The following is a 15,186-nucleotide window of genomic DNA, read 5'->3' as shown; positions in this document are numbered from 1 at the left end:
TGTCTGTTTATAGTTTGATAAAAGAATAACCTTACTTGATGGAACCGCTGGTAATGCCTTTAATAATGTGCCTCTGCATGGAGAAGAAGAAAATCAGCAAAGGAATGATGCCCAGGATCAAAGCGGCAAGTGCCAAATCCCATTGCTTTGTATACTGTCCAAAGAAGAAGAACGTAGCGAGTGGTACGGTTCGCATTTCCGGATTTTGCAGAACTAGTGATGGGAGCAGGAAGTCATTCCAGATCCACAGGCTGTTCAGGATCACAATAGTAACTGTAATCGGCTTTAACAGCGGGAACACAATTCTCCAGAATACCCCGAAGCGGGAGCACCCATCGATGATTGCTGCTTCTTCCAGTTCTTTCGGAATTCCTTTAATAAAGCCGTGATAAAGGAAAATGGTCATTCCGGACCCAAATCCGAGATACATGATGACTAGTCCCCAGATGCTGTTGAGAAGACCGAATGTTCCGGCCGTTTTGATCAGTGGAATCATAATGGACTGAAACGGAATGATCATGGATGAAACAAACATCATGAAAATGATATTGCTGATTTTCTTTTTGGTACGGACCAGCATGTAAGCAGCCATGGAACAGAAGACCACTAGTACGACGTTGCTGGCGACTGTAACGATCAATGAGTTTGAAAATACTTTCAGGTAATTCAGCTTTTCGAATGCGTTTACATAGTTCTCAAATTGAAAGACCTTGGGAAGCGCCGAAGTATTGGTCAGGATTTCGGCAAACGGCTTCAACGAATTTGAGATTACATAATAGAAAGGAACCAAAAAGAGAAGGCCGACCAGGATCGCAAGGATTTCAAGTATGAATGTTTTGCTTGTATATTTGTTTTCCATCACGATTCAACCTCCTTTTTCTTCGTGTACATAACCTGAATGACCGTAATGGCTGCTACAACAAGGAAGAAGATCAGCGCTTTTGCTTCACCAATTCCGTAACGGTTGTTAACAAAGGCTTCTGTGTAAATGTTCAAAGCCAGCATTTCGGTTGACTTAAACGGCCCGCCGTTCGTCAGGGACAGGTTGGCATCAAAGATTTTGAACGATGATGCTGTGGTTAAGAATAAACAAATGGTTACTGCTGGTGCTACCAAAGGAACGGTAATATGGCGAAGGATCTGCCATCTGCTGGCACCATCGATACGGGCAGCTTCCACAATTTCCTGAGGAACATTTTGCAGAGCGGCAATGTAGATGATCATGATGTATCCGGCACCCTGCCATACGCTGACAATCACGATTCCCCAAAACGCGGTATTTGCATCTCCAAGCCAGGCCATTTCAAAGAGCGGAATACCTGTAATTTGTCCAATGGATGCAAACCCTTTGACGAAAATGAACTGCCAGATGAATCCTAAAAGCAATCCGCCGATCAAGTTCGGCATAAAGAATACGGTACGCAGGATGTTTCTTGTTTTAAGCATTTGTGTGACCAGGATCGCGAGCGCAAATCCAATCACATTGGTAAGTATAATGGCAACGACTGTGTATTTGGCGGTCAGCAGAAACGAAGCCTGAAATTGCTTGTCTTCCGTGAATAAGTATTTGAAGTTATCGAATCCGACCCAATTGATGTTTCCTGTTACTCCGTTCCAATCCGTAAAGGCGTAATAGATACCGGTAAAGAATGGAATCAACATGATGATTGTAAACGCTAACAGAACAGGGCCTACAAAAAGAGTGAATAATCCTGCATCCTTCCATTTTCTCTTGGAAGCCATGGAAACAGGCTTTGATACATTGGTGTTTTTTTGTAAGGCACCGCCTTGAAGTTTTTCAGCTTTCGTCTGACTATTCACATAAAGCACCTCCCGTACCTTTTATTTTAGGGATTCCTGAAATTTATGAAACGGCTTACATTGACCAACAGGGTGGAAAATATTGAACAGTGGATTTTGAATCAGAAAATGAGAGATTATGCTACAATAAAGAAAAATCTGTAAGCACTATCATTAAAGGGAGGAAGGTTAGCCGGATTATGGCTGACCAAATTGGTATGCAGTGGGGGATCCGAGAGAAACTTATTATCTTATTGCTAGCAGCAACCGTGCTTCCGTTTGGAACCTCGATTGCCGTCACATATTATCAAACCACACAGGCGTTAAATGAACGCTTTGTTTCCACGAATCATGATTTAATTGAAAAAGGAGAAGAGGACCTGGCTGCCTACTTTGATGAGGTCGCAGACATGGGGACGGTTTTATACCGGTATACTCCTTTTATGAATGTAATGAGGGGCGGGGTTTCGGCTGACTTTAACAACAATCAGGAAGAAGTCCGCAGGCTGCTTGCCTATTTGTTTAACACTCGTCCGGAAATTGAACAGATGCATCTGTATATCGATAAAGAAAAAGATTCGTACACCAATTTTCATTCTTCCATCAGCGGAAGAGGGAAGTATGAGAACATTTTTTCACATCCGTATTATGCGGAATTGAAAAAGAGCAGCAAGTTTTCTATCATTGAGCCGCCGCACAGGATTTATCCTTATAATCACCTGTCAGATATTCCGGAGTCTGAAAATAAGAAAGTGGTCAGCTTTCACAATGTTATCCGTGATGTTCCTTCTGATAAATTCTTGGGCTTCCTGTCAATTGATATTAACCTGTCTAAGATCAGTTCCCTATCCAACCGGCTGTATACAAAAGGTGTTGAGGATCTGTATATCATGGATGATCACGGAAATATTGTTTACTCCTCCAATGAAAATCTGATTGGGCACAAAAATAAGGAACAATGGTTCGACCAGGTGAAGAGCAGTGATAACGGCAGCAAAAGCCTGGAATGGCAGGATCATAAATTTTCGGGAAAAATTGTGTACGATCGTTTTTCGGCGCCGTACAAAGATTGGTATATTGTAAAAAGAATTCCTTACGCTGTTCTTTATCAGAGCGCAAGAGAAACGGCACTTATGAATATTGTTATCGGAATCGTTACATTAATCATCGTTCTTTTGGCGACGTTATTTGTTTCATTTAAACTGACCGCGCCGATAAAAGTGTTAAGCAACAACATGAAGAGGGTTGAGGACGGGGAGCTTGAAGCTGATTTTGAATCGCTGGGTAATGATGAAATCGGTGTGCTTGGCCGGAACTTTAAATCGATGATTACGAAAATTAATCAGCTCATTGACAGGGAATACAAACTGGAAATTGAAAATAAATCGTCCCAGCTCAGGGTGCTTCGTTCCCAGATCAACCCTCATTTTCTATACAATGCGCTGCAATCCATTGGTACACTTGCCCTTAAATCCAATGCCGCACCTGTCTATTCGCTGTTAACCTCCTTATCCAATATCATGAGGTACAGCATGAACATGAAGGAAGATATTGTTCCATTAAGCCTGGAGCTAAGGCATGTTAAATCTTATTTGGTGCTGCAAAAGCAGCGCTTTGAGGACAAGTTTGAATTTGACCTTCAGGTTGAAAAGGAAATCGAACAGGTCATGGTTCCGAAAATGATTTTACAGCCTATTGTGGAGAACAGCTTCAAACATGGCTTTGACCAGCAGGTTGAGCAAGCATCCATCACGATTAAGGCGCATGCCAGAGATGAAGAAACGATTGTTCTGGCAGTGAGCGATAACGGAAAGGGTATTGATACCCAGCAATTAAAGGATCTGAAACAGGCACTTTTTGATGGAAATCCACCAGAAGAGGAACGCAATGAAGCGATCGGACTAAAAAATATTTACGACCGGCTTCAGATTTATTACAACAATGAGGCAGCAATGTCAGTAGAAAGCGGGGATTCAGGAGGCTTTACAGTGACCATTGAAATCTCCAGGGTTATGCCAAAAGAGGTGAAGCAAGCATGAAAGTCTTGATTATTGATGATGAAAAACACGTCCGGGATGGAATCCGGCTGCTTGGTGCCTGGGAAGAAAATGGTATCGATGAATTTTATGAAGCGGAAAATGGAGAGGAAGCCATCCATTTGATTCAGGAGCATCGGCCGGAGATTATCTTTTCCGATATGAAAATGCCGAAGATGGATGGAACGCAGCTTCTCGAATGGATTAAGGCGAATCAGCCGAAAAGCAAAACGATTGTGGTAACCGGTTATGATGATTATCACTATATGAGAAAAGCGATTAATTTTGGGAGTTATGACTATCTGCTTAAACCGATTGATCCGGAAATATTGAATCAGACGTTGGAAAATGCAGTAGAAGAATGGAAGCAAGAAGAGGCAGACCGCAAAAGCAAGGAAAGCAGCTACCAGATGATCAATGAAATGAAACCCGTTTTCCGTGACCGGAAGCTTACCCAGCTTGTAAGCAGTGACAGCATCAAGGATGAGCTGTACAAAGAGCTTGGCTTTCAGTTGTCCCAAACCTATAGGGTTGCTCTTATGCGTCTGGACGGCAAAACGATTGAATCGTTTCAAGGCGACCGCGATCTCGCTTACTTTACGATTTTAAATGTGATTAACGAAATTCTCATGGAGTGCGATTGCGGAATCGGCTTCCGCTACCTCTCAAGCAAGGGCGAAATTGTACTGATTTTCTGGAACAAACTTGACCAGATTGAGGACCGTTTGGCGGAAATTCATCAGACACTGAAGAAGGTGTTGAAGAGGTCCTGTCCGATCGCCATTGGTGAAGCGGTTACCGGTACCGCCGGACTGCTGCAATCGTATCAGCATGCCAAGCAGGTGCTGCTCTCCATCAATCTGCTGGAGTTCAAGGAAAAGCGGATTTACGGGCAGGATGCGATTCAGGGCAGTTCACTGAAAAGCTTGATATCCTATAGTTCCGGCATTGAAGGATCCATGAAGGCTGGAAAGGTTGAAGCGTTTGACGAACTCATTGAAGATGTGACAAACGATTTTACGGAGAAGGGATATTTATCCTTGAAGCAATTGCTTCATTTTGAAAACGAATATCAGGTGATCAGCAGTACATGGTTCAAGCATTATAATATTCCAGTCCGCTCAAGCGAAACCATTGAAAAACGGATCGATCCCTATTTTAAAGCAGATGGCACATTTGATTTGCCGGAATACAAGAAGAGAATCCGCCGTGAAATTTCCGTCTTTCTGAAAAAAGTGAAGAAAGCTTCGCAACAAAAGGGCAACATCATTCATGAGATTGAAAAGTATTTGCAATCCAATTTTGACAGGGATGTAAAACTCCAGGAGATCTCGGACCATTTTTACATCAGCAGGGAATATATTTCGAGAAAATTCAAGCAGGATCTTAAGGTCAACATCTCGGATTATTTGGTGAAAATCCGCATGAACAAAGCCAAATCCCTGTTAAAAAACAGCGACCTGAAAATCTATGAAATTGCAGGCATGATCGGCTACCAGGATGATAAATATTTCCGTAAGGTTTTCAAAAAGGTGGAGGGAATTACCCCGAACGAATTCCGTGATCAATATTCAGTAAAATAAGCACTGCGTACAAAAAAGAAGAGGGGGGAAGCCCTTCTTCTTTTGCATTCAGCTCATTAAAAAGTTTTTGACCGTAAAAATGAAAACACCGATTAATAAGACTGACCCGAGCATGTCCCACTTGTTTTGTTGTTTGACGGCTTATATCCCTCGTATGAGGATTATCAATGGCCCATGCTGCCATCAAGGCATATACCCAGGTTGTGGAGTTGGTCCATACTGCCCCAATGGCCAGCGCAATGTTTAATACAAAAATAGCGGTTGAGAAATAGTTTTTCATTGTTTCTCAGCTCCCTTCATTCCATATTCTTTTGATCTGCCGATTGTTGCCTGCCAAACTTAATAAATGAAAAGCTGATGAAGAAAAGACCGAAGGCAAACAGCAGACTTCCTAAAATAATGAAAATGTTGATGTAGCTTTTCAAAATGATATTTAAATGATCCGGATTACTTCCACCTTGATCTGTTAACCAGTCAGCTGCCAGTGAATCACCAAAAGTCGTACTGTTAAACAACAATATGATTCCTATTAAACCTGCCATTAAGCCTGCTGTTAATGTATTCGTGAAATTCATCGTTATCTCCTTTAAGGGATGTTTGCTCATTAAAAAGACCTTTCCCAATGAAAGGCCTTCATTGTTGCGTGCTCGTCTCTTTGTTTTCAGTCCGGGTGAAATAAGGGTTGGCTCCAATACATTTCCTTGCCGCACCAGTGACTAGCTGTGTGCTGCTGGTTTTATTCGCATCAGCAGTAAATTTACCACTTCCATTGTAAAAAAATGGATGGTTCACCGAGCGTTCGGTCACACTCATCTAATAAACCCCTTTATTAGAATATTTTGTAAGTTTATTATAAAAGGAATTACTGGATAATTCAATTGGAATTTATGGCCAGCTGCCAGGGGCAACAGGGTTCAATATTTTCCACCTTATCCGTCAATGTAAGCCGTTTCATTACGCTCTTGATGCTCTAAAATGTAAAATGGACAGGTAAAAGTTTTTGATGAAAAGTTGGAGGTTTGACATGAACAAAATATGGTGGAAAGAAAGTGTCGTCTATCAAGTGTATCCCCGCAGCTTTATGGACAGCAACGGCGACGGAATCGGGGACTTGAAAGGGGTAACATCAAAGCTTGATTACTTAAAGGAATTGGGGATTGACGTCATCTGGCTATGCCCGATGTTTAAATCACCAAACGATGATAACGGCTATGATATTTCGGATTATCAGGACATTATGAGTGAGTTCGGCACACTGGCCGATTTTGATGAATTGCTGGGTGAAGTGCATAAGCGGGGTATGAAGCTGATCCTTGACCTGGTGATTAATCATACGAGTGATGAGCATCCATGGTTCATTGAATCGCGTTCATCCATTGATAATCCAAAGCGGGACTGGTACATCTGGCGTGACGGACAAAATGGAAAAGCGCCAAACAACTGGGAGTCCATTTTCAGCGGGCCAGCATGGAAATACGATGAGCAGACCGACCAATATTTCATGCACATTTTCTCCGAGCGTCAGCCTGATTTGAACTGGGAGAATCCGGAGGTTAAAGATGCGCTTTATGACATGGTCAATTGGTGGCTTGAAAAGGGGATCGACGGTTTCCGCGTAGATGCTATCTCACATATCAAAAAAGAAGCGGGATTTCCGGATATGGATAATCCTGATGAGCTGGAGTGTGTTTCTTGTTTTCCATATATGATGAATGTAGAAGGCATTGATGAGTGGCTGACTGAGCTTTCACAAAAGACGTTCAAGCAATACGACGTCATGACAGTCGGTGAAGCCAATGGTGTCAAAATTGAAGAAGCTGAAAAATGGGTAGGCGAAGAGAATGGCCATTTTAATATGATTTTTCAGTTCGAGTTTCTGGACCTTTGGGATAAAGATGCGGAAGAGGGCGTTGATGTCGTTGGGCTGAAGAAGGTGCTGAGCAAGTGGCAAACAGGGCTTGAGGGCAGAGGATGGAATGCTCTCTTCATTGAGAACCATGACCAGCCGCGCCGCGTTTCCACATGGGGGAATGATGAGAAATATTGGGCGGAAAGTGCCAAGATGCTGGCATCTCTTTACTTCCTGATGAAAGGAACACCATTCATTTATCAGGGGCAGGAAATTGGGATGACAAACGTCCAGTTTCCTTCAATCGAAGACTATAATGATGTAGGGATGGTCAACTATTACCGCATTGAAACGGCGAAGGGCCGTTCACATGATGAGATTATGAACATTATCTGGAAAACCGGCCGTGATAATTCACGCACCCCGATGCAGTGGAATGCTGAACATATGGGAGGCTTTACAACCGGTGATCAAACGTGGCTCGGTGTTAATCCGAATTACAAAGAAATTAATGTAGAAGAACAATGGAACAACCCGGATTCCATTTTAAGCTTTTACAAAAAATTGATCAGGATGCGCAAAGACAATCCCATCTGGGTATACGGCATTTATGAATTGCTGCTGAAGGATCATCCTGAACTGTTTGTTTATACTCGGACACTTGATGAGAAGGGTGCCATCGTCATCAACAATTTCAGTAACCTGCCTGCGGAATTTGAAGTTCCGAAAGATCTCACATTTGATTCATCGGAATTGGTGCTGAATAATTACGCTGGGGCAGACACCGAGCTTCCTAAGCAGGTTACCCTTCAGCCGTTTGAAACGAGAGTTTATCTCTTAAACTAAAAGTATATAATAAGAGGCCGTGAACCCATATAAGGTGATCGGCCTCTTATTTTTCCTTTTATTGATCAACCAGTGTCTTTTCCAAAAAATCATCCAACCGTTCGTATTGGGAGGTAACACCCTCAATGATGCCCATCTCTTTGACCTGCTGCAGTGCTTCTTCCGTTGCGAAGGTGGTGCGGGTAATGACGTTCGTTTGGTCACCCTGCTCAACAAACTCCATCGTAATCAGAAGCTCAGGCATGTTTTCCATGGGATTGCCGCTGCTGTCCACAAAGGTGTCTTTGTAAACGAGCCTTTCAGGAGCTGAAATCTCCTCGTAAAAAGCTTTACCGCAGGATTCCTGTCCGTAAAACTCTCCCTGATTTTTGTCCGTGCATTTCATGCAGTAATACCACACTCCACCAGGCTTAAAATCAAATTCCCGTATTTCCGTCTGCCAGCCTTTAGGCCCCCACCAGTTCGCCAGGTGTCCGGGATCGGAAAAGGCTTGAAACACAAGAGTTCTTGGAGCGTCAAAGACTCTCTCTACAATTAATACACGTCCTTCAGTGCTCGTTTTTAAAGAATTGGACATGATCATTTTCCTCCTAAATGGTTAGTCACTGCTTTTAGTAATTCGGTCAGTCTTTTCCTTGAAGCTTTCGCAAATACTCATCCAAACGGTCATAACGCTGCTCCCATATATGCCCGAAGGAGGCAAGCCACCCATCCAGATCCTTGAATGGCTGCTGGCAAAGCTTGTAAATCCGCTTGTTTGCTTGAGCTTCTGCCTCAACAAGGCCAGCTTTATTTAAAACACCAAGATGTTTGGATGTCTGAGGCTGGAGAAGCTCCAGTTTTTCTGCGATCTCCCCTACTGTCAGGGGTCCTTCCCGCAATAGTTCAACAATCTGGAGGCGCTTAGGCTCGGCAAGTGCAGATAAGGTAACATGGATGTTCGCGCTCATATCAGGTTTCTCCTTTCAATTTCAATATACCTTAAAACGAATATTCTTGTAAAGGAATATTTTAAATAATTCAGAAAATATTTCGAATTTAATTTATATTGAAGGAGCAGATAGAAAAATTCAGGGAGTGGGATAGTGATTGTTGCGATTAATCAGTTCGGCAGCGATTACCGCTACGGTTTGTACATGGCTGACCGGATCCCTTGATACATGGGGGCACTGATTGGCGCAGGAACATTAGTGGTATCGGATATGCTTATTAAGAGGATTCAAACAAGATTAGCTGAAAAGTAGAATGCAAAATGCACAGCCGAATTGTTGTAATCTTCAAAATTACGTTGTAGTATAAAGATAATTAAACATGGATTGCCTATTCATTAGCGATTAAAAAATGCCCTTTTTTAATACAAAACTAGTGAACCCCGGCTGTCTTGAACACTTGCTGCCTTTCATTTGGATAGCAATGTTTAAGGCGGCCTTTTTTGTTGTTGGCAACCATTCAAAAAACCAAATCAAAGGATGATTACTATGTCAAAATTACTGGAGAATGGAACGGCAGCCCTTAAATCCGTTAGGACAGGTGATACGATCATGGTCGGCGGGTTTGGGCTGATTGGTGCTCCATTAACATTGATTGATGCACTCACAGAAAAGGATGTAAAGGATTTAACCATCATCAGCAATAATCTCGGCGAAAAGGGCAAGGGTCTTGGGATTTTGCTGGGACAGAAAAAGATCAAAAAAGGAATCGGTTCTTATTTTACAAGCAACCGGGATGTCGGGGATGCCTATCGGAGAGGGGAAATTAAACTGGAACTGCTTCCCCAGGGGACGCTGTCCGAATCGATCCGGGCCGGGGGAGCCGGAATCGGAGGATATTACACGAAAACGGGAGTCGGAACTGAACTGGCCAAAAACAAGGAAGAACGGGAAATTAATGGTGAATTGTATATTTTCGAACCGGCAATCCGGGCCAACGTTGCACTGATCAGAGCATGGAAAGCCGATACCCTTGGTAATCTCGTTTATTACAAAACGGCCAGGAATTTCAATCCGGTCATGGCCACCGCTGCAGACGTAGTCATTGCAGAAGTCGATAAGATCGTGGAACCGGGAGAACTGTCGCCGGAGGAAATTGTAACGCCGCATCTCTTTGTTGATGGCATTCTTTTGGCAACCAAGATTCTCACGAACGAGGGGGTTGTCACTCATGGCTAACGAAATACAGGAATCGATCGCAAGTCGGGCCGCAAAGGAGCTCAATGGACCGTGCGTGGTAAATCTCGGGATTGGGATTCCAACTCTTGTTGCAAAGTACATTGATGATCAACAGGTCTACTTTCACACCGAGAACGGACTGCTCGGCGTGACCGATGTTGACGAAGAACATCAGGATCCAAACCTGGTGAATGCCGGCAAGCTGCCAGTCGGTGAAACCCTCGGTGCTTCTTTCTTTAACAGTGCGGAATCGTTTGGCATGATTCGCGGCGGGCATGTGGACGTTGCCATACTCGGTGTGCTGCAGATGGATCAAACGGGTAAGATCGCAAACTGGGCGGTTCCCGGAAAAAATATCATGGGAGTCGGCGGTGCCATGGACCTTCTCGTGGGAGCCAAGAAGGTGATCATCACCACGACGCATACGGCGAAGGATGGCAGCAGCAAGCTGTTAAAAGAGTGTACTTTCCCCATCACCTCTACAAGAATTGTGGATATGATCATTACGGAATTGGCCGTTTTTGAAGTAAAGGAAAAACAGCTTGAGCTAGTTGAACTCATGCCGGGTGCCACCCTTGACGAGGTGAGAGAAAAAACAGAAGCGGTATTTTCCGTGAGCCTGAAGCAAGATCATTTGGAAGAGGGGATCTAAAGTAAATAATGTTGTTATCATTGAACAGGCGAGCGATATGCACCTTATGTATTGCAGGGGGATTAGGACTTACATGCACTCATTGAAAATACACAGATTGACGTATGCAGAAATAGACAAAACCGCTCTCTAGAGGATTTCTAGAGAGCGGTTTTTTTATGCCTTTACCTAATCGTTAGAAATATTGTGATAAAAAGGAAAGATGAGTGATATTTAATGTAAGATAGTAATTGGAAGGGGGAGAAGGAAATTGATTGTAGTACTTTTCATCTTTTATTCGATTATCTTAATTAGTCTGGCAACCGGCTTCACTATACGCAAAAGGCTAAGAAGAACGATCGTCAGCATTCTTCTTATGCTGTATGCCGTATTTATGTATCCCTTGCTTGTTCCAATCGTAGGAGAGTGGAAGGGACTGGATGGAACGGCAAGCCTGCTGCTAAGTCACTTCTTATTGCTGATTGGCGCCATTCTGCTTTTTATTGCGAGCTTTTTTACCGAAAAAGAAGTAAATCAGAATAACAGACTCGAAAACTAGCTCATTTTAGGCTGTTTCTATGCTTGGATCTCTGCATAATCACCTCCGGAGACCATTTACTGGCCAGTTTTGATAACTTACTGGCCGAAATTGAATATTTACTGTCCAGTTTTGAAGATTTACTGGCGGCTTTCAAATATTTACTGTCCGCCCCACAAAACAACTTCTATCGGGAATTCCACTCCAGTATCCCATTCAAGTTTGAATATATGGCATCTGGAATAAGGTTCAGTTCTTCCACAGGCAGGTCATTCCGGTTGATCCAGGCGGTATGAAATCCGAAATTTTTGGCCCCAGAGATGTCCCAGCCGTTGGACGACATGAACAGCACCTCGTCCCGCTTCACGTTCAGCGTTTTTAACACATGATAATAAGAGGCAGGGGTAGGCTTGTACTGCTTCACCTCGTCAATGCTGATCACAAAATCAAAGAGGCGGGTAAGACCAGACTGATGAACTAAAGGATCGAGCATATCGTGGGAACCGTTCGAAAAGATGGCAAGCGTTTTATCGCTTAACTGTGACAGGACGCTTTCCGTTTCAGGATAATGAGTGAGTCTCAAATACGCATCCATTAATTCCTTTTCTCTTTGTTCGCTGCATTCTCCTTGATTCTTCTTAATTGCATAGCGCAAGGCATCCCGGGTAATGACAGAGAAGGTTTCGTAATTGCCCATAAGCTGCCTCAGGTTAGAATATTCGATCTGCTTCGTCCTCCAGTTCTGGCTGATCTGCACTCCTTTTTCCGGAAATAATTCCTCGCATTTTTCTTTTACCGAATGAACGTCAAACAACGTGCCGTATACGTCAAATACAAACGCTTTAATTGAACCCATTTATTTTTCCTCCTGCTCGTGCTTGTCTCTTTCTTATGCTGTTCCCCAACTAATCGATTTTAAAAAGGAATCACTTCACCTTCACCACGAAGGTTCCTGCAATAAAGTCATGAATCGCTCGTTTATCCTCCCGGAACATGACCATAAAGGCGCTGATCAGGTTCGAGATTCCAAAGGTAGTAAAGCCCAAAAGAAAACGTCCGATCACTTCCCGCATGAACAAATGATAAGCCGTTAAAGGTTCTTCGTTTACTTTTGCAATCCGTATACTTCCAAAGTATTTAGAAATGGTATACCCTTTCCACAATACTGGAAGCAGAAAGAAATACAGTATAGAAAGGATGGTTAATATCATTGGATATTCCCTGGTGTTTGAGGTAACCAAGATATAACGGTCAATCAAAGCAAGCAAAAGTGAGAGACCTAATGTATCCATAGCAAAGCATATTGCCCTCATACCAAAACCGGCCCTTCTTCCATCATTCTGCATCATACACCCTCTTTTCGAAAAATAGATGGTTATTCAGATAATTATTTACACACATTCCCTTTATAAGGAAAAATAACCTTTTCAATGCTGTTAAATCGATTTTAGTAAGTAGCTATTTTTTAATTAGTTTATGATTATATCGAGAGGATGATACCTATGTCAGTCCCAGCTTCAACACAGGTTTTTCAACGGGATGTAAAAGACCATTGGTATGTGAAATATGAAGAGGTCCACTTTCCGGCAATACAAAAAGGATGGGTGCTGCCGCCGGGCCGCTGGTATGACTTTGATCCGTTTATTTTAATGGCAGAGGATTGGTTTAAGAGGGGGAACGTTCTCTGACCATTCACATCGAGGATTCCAAACGATCACGTATGTCATCGACGGAAGGCTCGAACACATTGATAATGCAGGAGGACGGGATATTCTTGAGCCCGGTGATGTGCAATACATGAACGCCGGCTGGGCGGCTCGCCATGCTGAGGAAGGAGTAGACGATGATATTGCTCATACCCTTCAATTATGGCTGAACCTGCCCAAAACGTTAAAACACACCGAAACCTCTTACCAGAACGTTTATGCCGAAGAGGTACCGACTGTTTCCATTGAAGGGGGACGTGTTAAGGTGTTGTCGGGTGAAACGGCAGGAGTAAAAGGTCCGCTGAATTCGCTGGTTCCCATTACTTTGGCAGAAATCTCTTTGGATGAAGGAGCAGATTATATCTACACCTTGCCGGAAAACCACAATGCCTTTGTTTATGTTTTGTCAGGAGATGCGGAGCTTGGTAACTCAGGAGTTTCGTTAAAAAAACATGGTGTTGCCACGTTAACTTTTGCTAAAGAGGGAAATGAAAAGAATAACAGTGAACTAAAGATAAAATCCCACAGCCGCCGTACAAAGCTGCTTATTTATTCAGGAGCGCCAATTAACTAAGAAGTGGTTCCGTACGGACCATTTGTGATGAATAGTATGGAAGAAATCAAACAGGCATACAGAGATTTTCGGGATGGCAAGTTTGGACCGCCTGCCATTTAACAGGAGGAAAAAACAGCATGAGACAATATTCCAAAATCAAAGCGAGAATGCAGGAAGTGCTGCCGCCAGAGGATCGTATCTTTTTTGAACCGATCAAGAAACATACGTATACCAAACTGGGCGGGGAGGCAGATATCTTTGTGACTCCCACTACCATCGGGCAGCTTAAAGCCGTACTGGAGATTGCGAAAGAATATCATACACCTGTAACAGTGATGGGAAATGGATCCAACCTCATTATTAAAGACAATGGCCTGATGGGATTGACCATCAATTTGGAGCATATGAATGAGATCAATATTCTTCATCATTCTATTTATGCCCAGGCAGGAGCGGGACTCATTGATGTTTCGCGTAAAGCGCTTGAAATGAAGCTATCCGGGCTGGAATTTGCCTGCGGAATTCCCGGAACCATTGGAGGGGCTTTATATATGAATGCCGGAGCATATGGCGGACAAGTTTCTGATGTTTTGCTCCGGGCGCTTGTTATGAATAACGAAGGCGATTTGCTGACCTTGACCAAGGATGAGCTGAACATGGGTTACAGAAAAAGTCTTATCGCAACCGGTGATTACATTGTGCTGGAAGCGGAATTTAGACTTGAGCCGGGAATCTATAAAGAGATTAAAGATAAAATGGATCACTTCACCTATCTCAGAGAAAGCAAGCAGCCCCTTGAATATCCGTCATGCGGAAGTGTATTCAAGCGGCCGGAGGGATATTATACAGGCAAGCTGATTCAGGATTGCGGCCTCCAGGGCATGAGGATTGGCGGTGCGCAGATTTCCACCAAGCATGCGGGTTTTATCGTAAATGTCGGCGGAGCAACCTCAAAAGACTACACCGACTTAATCAGAATCATACAAAAGACGGTCAAACAAAGATACGGTGTTGACCTGGAAACTGAAGTGATTATCAGGGGCAGGGAGGATCAGGAAGTTTCGTGATTCTACCTTACTCACTAAAAAATGCTAAAAACCCTTATGAAGATATCATTCGTATGGGTTTTCTTTTTAATTTTGGTGATAAATGTAAATACAAAAATTATTTCGTCTTATAAAAAAGGAATTTGGCTCTGCATGACGAAATATATAGTTAAGAAGATCAACATTCTGTAAAGGGGGAGTTAGTATGGTTAAAGACAAGGAAGCAATCAAACAGGAGATTTCCCGAAAAGTGCAGGAGATTCAACGTAGTTCAGTTACGTTTGTTCATGTGGCTGACGTGCACGAAATCATCACTTTATACCAACAGCTGAATCCCGAACCAATCCAGAACTAGTGGCATTAAAATTAACCAAGATATATAGATTATAAAAAGGGTTTGGTATTTCTTTTAGGATCAAAAATAAGG

Annotated in this window: 17 protein-coding genes and 1 pseudogene; 9 read left to right on the top strand and 9 right to left on the bottom strand. The window is 43.0% G+C overall.

Annotated elements, in window-relative coordinates:
• Positions 1-31: 31 nt before the first annotated feature.
• Positions 32-859, bottom strand: a complete 828-nt coding sequence (locus QYB97_RS19235) for a carbohydrate ABC transporter permease (RefSeq protein WP_301167729.1) — start codon at positions 857-859, stop codon at positions 32-34.
• Positions 859-1,743 carry a carbohydrate ABC transporter permease gene (locus QYB97_RS19230; RefSeq protein ID WP_301167728.1) on the bottom strand — a complete coding sequence of 295 codons (885 nt, stop codon included), beginning with the start codon at positions 1,741-1,743 and terminating at the stop codon, positions 859-861. Before QYB97_RS19230 ends, QYB97_RS19235 begins: the two co-directional genes overlap by 1 nt.
• A 257-nt stretch (positions 1,744-2,000) precedes the next feature.
• Here QYB97_RS19230 and QYB97_RS19225 point away from each other — a divergent pair, with 257 nt between their 5' ends.
• Positions 2,001-3,839 (top strand): cache domain-containing sensor histidine kinase, encoded by a 1,839-nt coding sequence (locus QYB97_RS19225; protein WP_301167644.1) that lies wholly within the window; start codon positions 2,001-2,003, stop codon positions 3,837-3,839.
• Positions 3,836-5,419, top strand: coding sequence for a response regulator (locus QYB97_RS19220; protein WP_301167643.1), 1,584 nt, complete (start codon positions 3,836-3,838; stop codon positions 5,417-5,419). Before QYB97_RS19225 ends, QYB97_RS19220 begins: the two co-directional genes overlap by 4 nt.
• On the opposite strand, the gene QYB97_RS19215 is transcribed toward QYB97_RS19220, so the two are convergent.
• The 3 genes from QYB97_RS19215 to QYB97_RS19205 are packed head-to-tail and all read right to left on the bottom strand — an operon-like array spanning position 5,379 to position 6,232.
• A complete protein-coding gene (locus QYB97_RS19215) occupies positions 5,379-5,699 on the bottom strand; it encodes a hypothetical protein (protein WP_301167642.1) in 321 nt (106 codons plus the stop codon). The genes QYB97_RS19220 and QYB97_RS19215 overlap by 41 nt on opposite strands.
• A gap of 16 nt (positions 5,700-5,715) precedes the next feature.
• The gene (locus tag QYB97_RS19210; RefSeq protein ID WP_301167641.1) at positions 5,716-5,994 is read right to left on the bottom strand and encodes a hypothetical protein; all 279 of its coding nucleotides are present in this window, start codon (positions 5,992-5,994) and stop codon (positions 5,716-5,718) included.
• Between the two features lie 58 nt (positions 5,995-6,052).
• On the bottom strand, positions 6,053-6,232 hold the full coding sequence (locus QYB97_RS19205; protein ID WP_301167640.1) for a hypothetical protein: 180 nt from the start codon (positions 6,230-6,232) through the stop codon (positions 6,053-6,055).
• Positions 6,233-6,422: 190 nt separating this feature from the next.
• Here QYB97_RS19205 and QYB97_RS19200 point away from each other — a divergent pair, with 190 nt between their 5' ends.
• The gene (locus QYB97_RS19200; RefSeq protein WP_425589827.1) at positions 6,423-8,114 is read left to right on the top strand and encodes an alpha-glucosidase; all 1,692 of its coding nucleotides are present in this window, start codon (positions 6,423-6,425) and stop codon (positions 8,112-8,114) included.
• A gap of 58 nt (positions 8,115-8,172) precedes the next feature.
• Here the strand turns inward: QYB97_RS19200 and QYB97_RS19195 are convergent, their stop codons facing one another.
• Together QYB97_RS19195 and QYB97_RS19190 are read right to left on the bottom strand one after the other, a co-directional pair.
• Positions 8,173-8,691, bottom strand: a complete 519-nt coding sequence (locus QYB97_RS19195) for an SRPBCC domain-containing protein (RefSeq protein ID WP_301167638.1) — start codon at positions 8,689-8,691, stop codon at positions 8,173-8,175.
• A gap of 46 nt (positions 8,692-8,737) precedes the next feature.
• A complete protein-coding gene (locus tag QYB97_RS19190) occupies positions 8,738-9,064 on the bottom strand; it encodes an ArsR/SmtB family transcription factor (RefSeq protein WP_301167637.1) in 327 nt (108 codons plus the stop codon).
• Positions 9,065-9,592: 528 nt separating this feature from the next.
• On the opposite strand from QYB97_RS19190, the gene QYB97_RS19185 reads away from it, so the two are divergent.
• The 3 genes from QYB97_RS19185 to QYB97_RS19175 all read left to right on the top strand — a co-directional run bounded on the left by QYB97_RS19185 (position 9,593) and on the right by QYB97_RS19175 (position 11,472).
• Complete coding sequence (locus QYB97_RS19185) at positions 9,593-10,282, top strand: CoA transferase subunit A (protein ID WP_301167636.1); 690 nt, start codon at positions 9,593-9,595, stop codon at positions 10,280-10,282.
• Positions 10,275-10,934: a 3-oxoacid CoA-transferase subunit B gene (locus QYB97_RS19180; RefSeq protein ID WP_301167635.1), complete on the top strand. Its 660-nt coding sequence runs from the start codon at positions 10,275-10,277 to the stop codon at positions 10,932-10,934. The genes QYB97_RS19185 and QYB97_RS19180 overlap by 8 nt, the downstream gene beginning before the upstream one ends.
• Before the next feature lie 250 nt (positions 10,935-11,184).
• On the top strand, positions 11,185-11,472 hold the full coding sequence (locus tag QYB97_RS19175) for a hypothetical protein (protein WP_301167634.1): 288 nt from the start codon (positions 11,185-11,187) through the stop codon (positions 11,470-11,472).
• Positions 11,473-11,638: 166 nt separating this feature from the next.
• On the opposite strand, the gene QYB97_RS19170 is transcribed toward QYB97_RS19175, so the two are convergent.
• Together QYB97_RS19170 and QYB97_RS19165 are read right to left on the bottom strand one after the other, a co-directional pair.
• The gene (locus QYB97_RS19170) at positions 11,639-12,307 is read right to left on the bottom strand and encodes a haloacid dehalogenase type II (RefSeq protein WP_301167633.1); all 669 of its coding nucleotides are present in this window, start codon (positions 12,305-12,307) and stop codon (positions 11,639-11,641) included.
• A 70-nt stretch (positions 12,308-12,377) separates the two neighbouring features.
• Positions 12,378-12,800 carry an RDD family protein gene (locus QYB97_RS19165; protein ID WP_301167632.1) on the bottom strand — a complete coding sequence of 141 codons (423 nt, stop codon included), beginning with the start codon at positions 12,798-12,800 and terminating at the stop codon, positions 12,378-12,380.
• Between the two features lie 153 nt (positions 12,801-12,953).
• On the opposite strand from QYB97_RS19165, the pseudogene QYB97_RS19160 reads away from it, so the two are divergent.
• The 3 genes and pseudogenes from QYB97_RS19160 to QYB97_RS19150 all read left to right on the top strand — a co-directional run bounded on the left by QYB97_RS19160 (position 12,954) and on the right by QYB97_RS19150 (position 15,114).
• A pseudogene (locus QYB97_RS19160) lies at positions 12,954-13,833 on the top strand (pirin family protein).
• 17 nt (positions 13,834-13,850) lie between these two features.
• Complete coding sequence (murB, locus tag QYB97_RS19155) at positions 13,851-14,780, top strand: UDP-N-acetylmuramate dehydrogenase (protein WP_301167631.1); 930 nt, start codon at positions 13,851-13,853, stop codon at positions 14,778-14,780.
• A 184-nt stretch (positions 14,781-14,964) separates the two neighbouring features.
• Positions 14,965-15,114, top strand: a complete 150-nt coding sequence (locus QYB97_RS19150) for a hypothetical protein (RefSeq protein ID WP_301167630.1) — start codon at positions 14,965-14,967, stop codon at positions 15,112-15,114.
• Positions 15,115-15,186 lie beyond the last annotated feature (72 nt).

Source organism: Fictibacillus fluitans (assembly GCF_030418125.1).
GTDB classification, from domain to species: domain Bacteria; phylum Bacillota; class Bacilli; order Bacillales; family Fictibacillaceae; genus Fictibacillus_C; species Fictibacillus_C fluitans.
The sequence above is the reverse complement of the archived record's forward strand: the minus strand, read 5'-3'. Positions and strand labels throughout refer to the sequence as shown.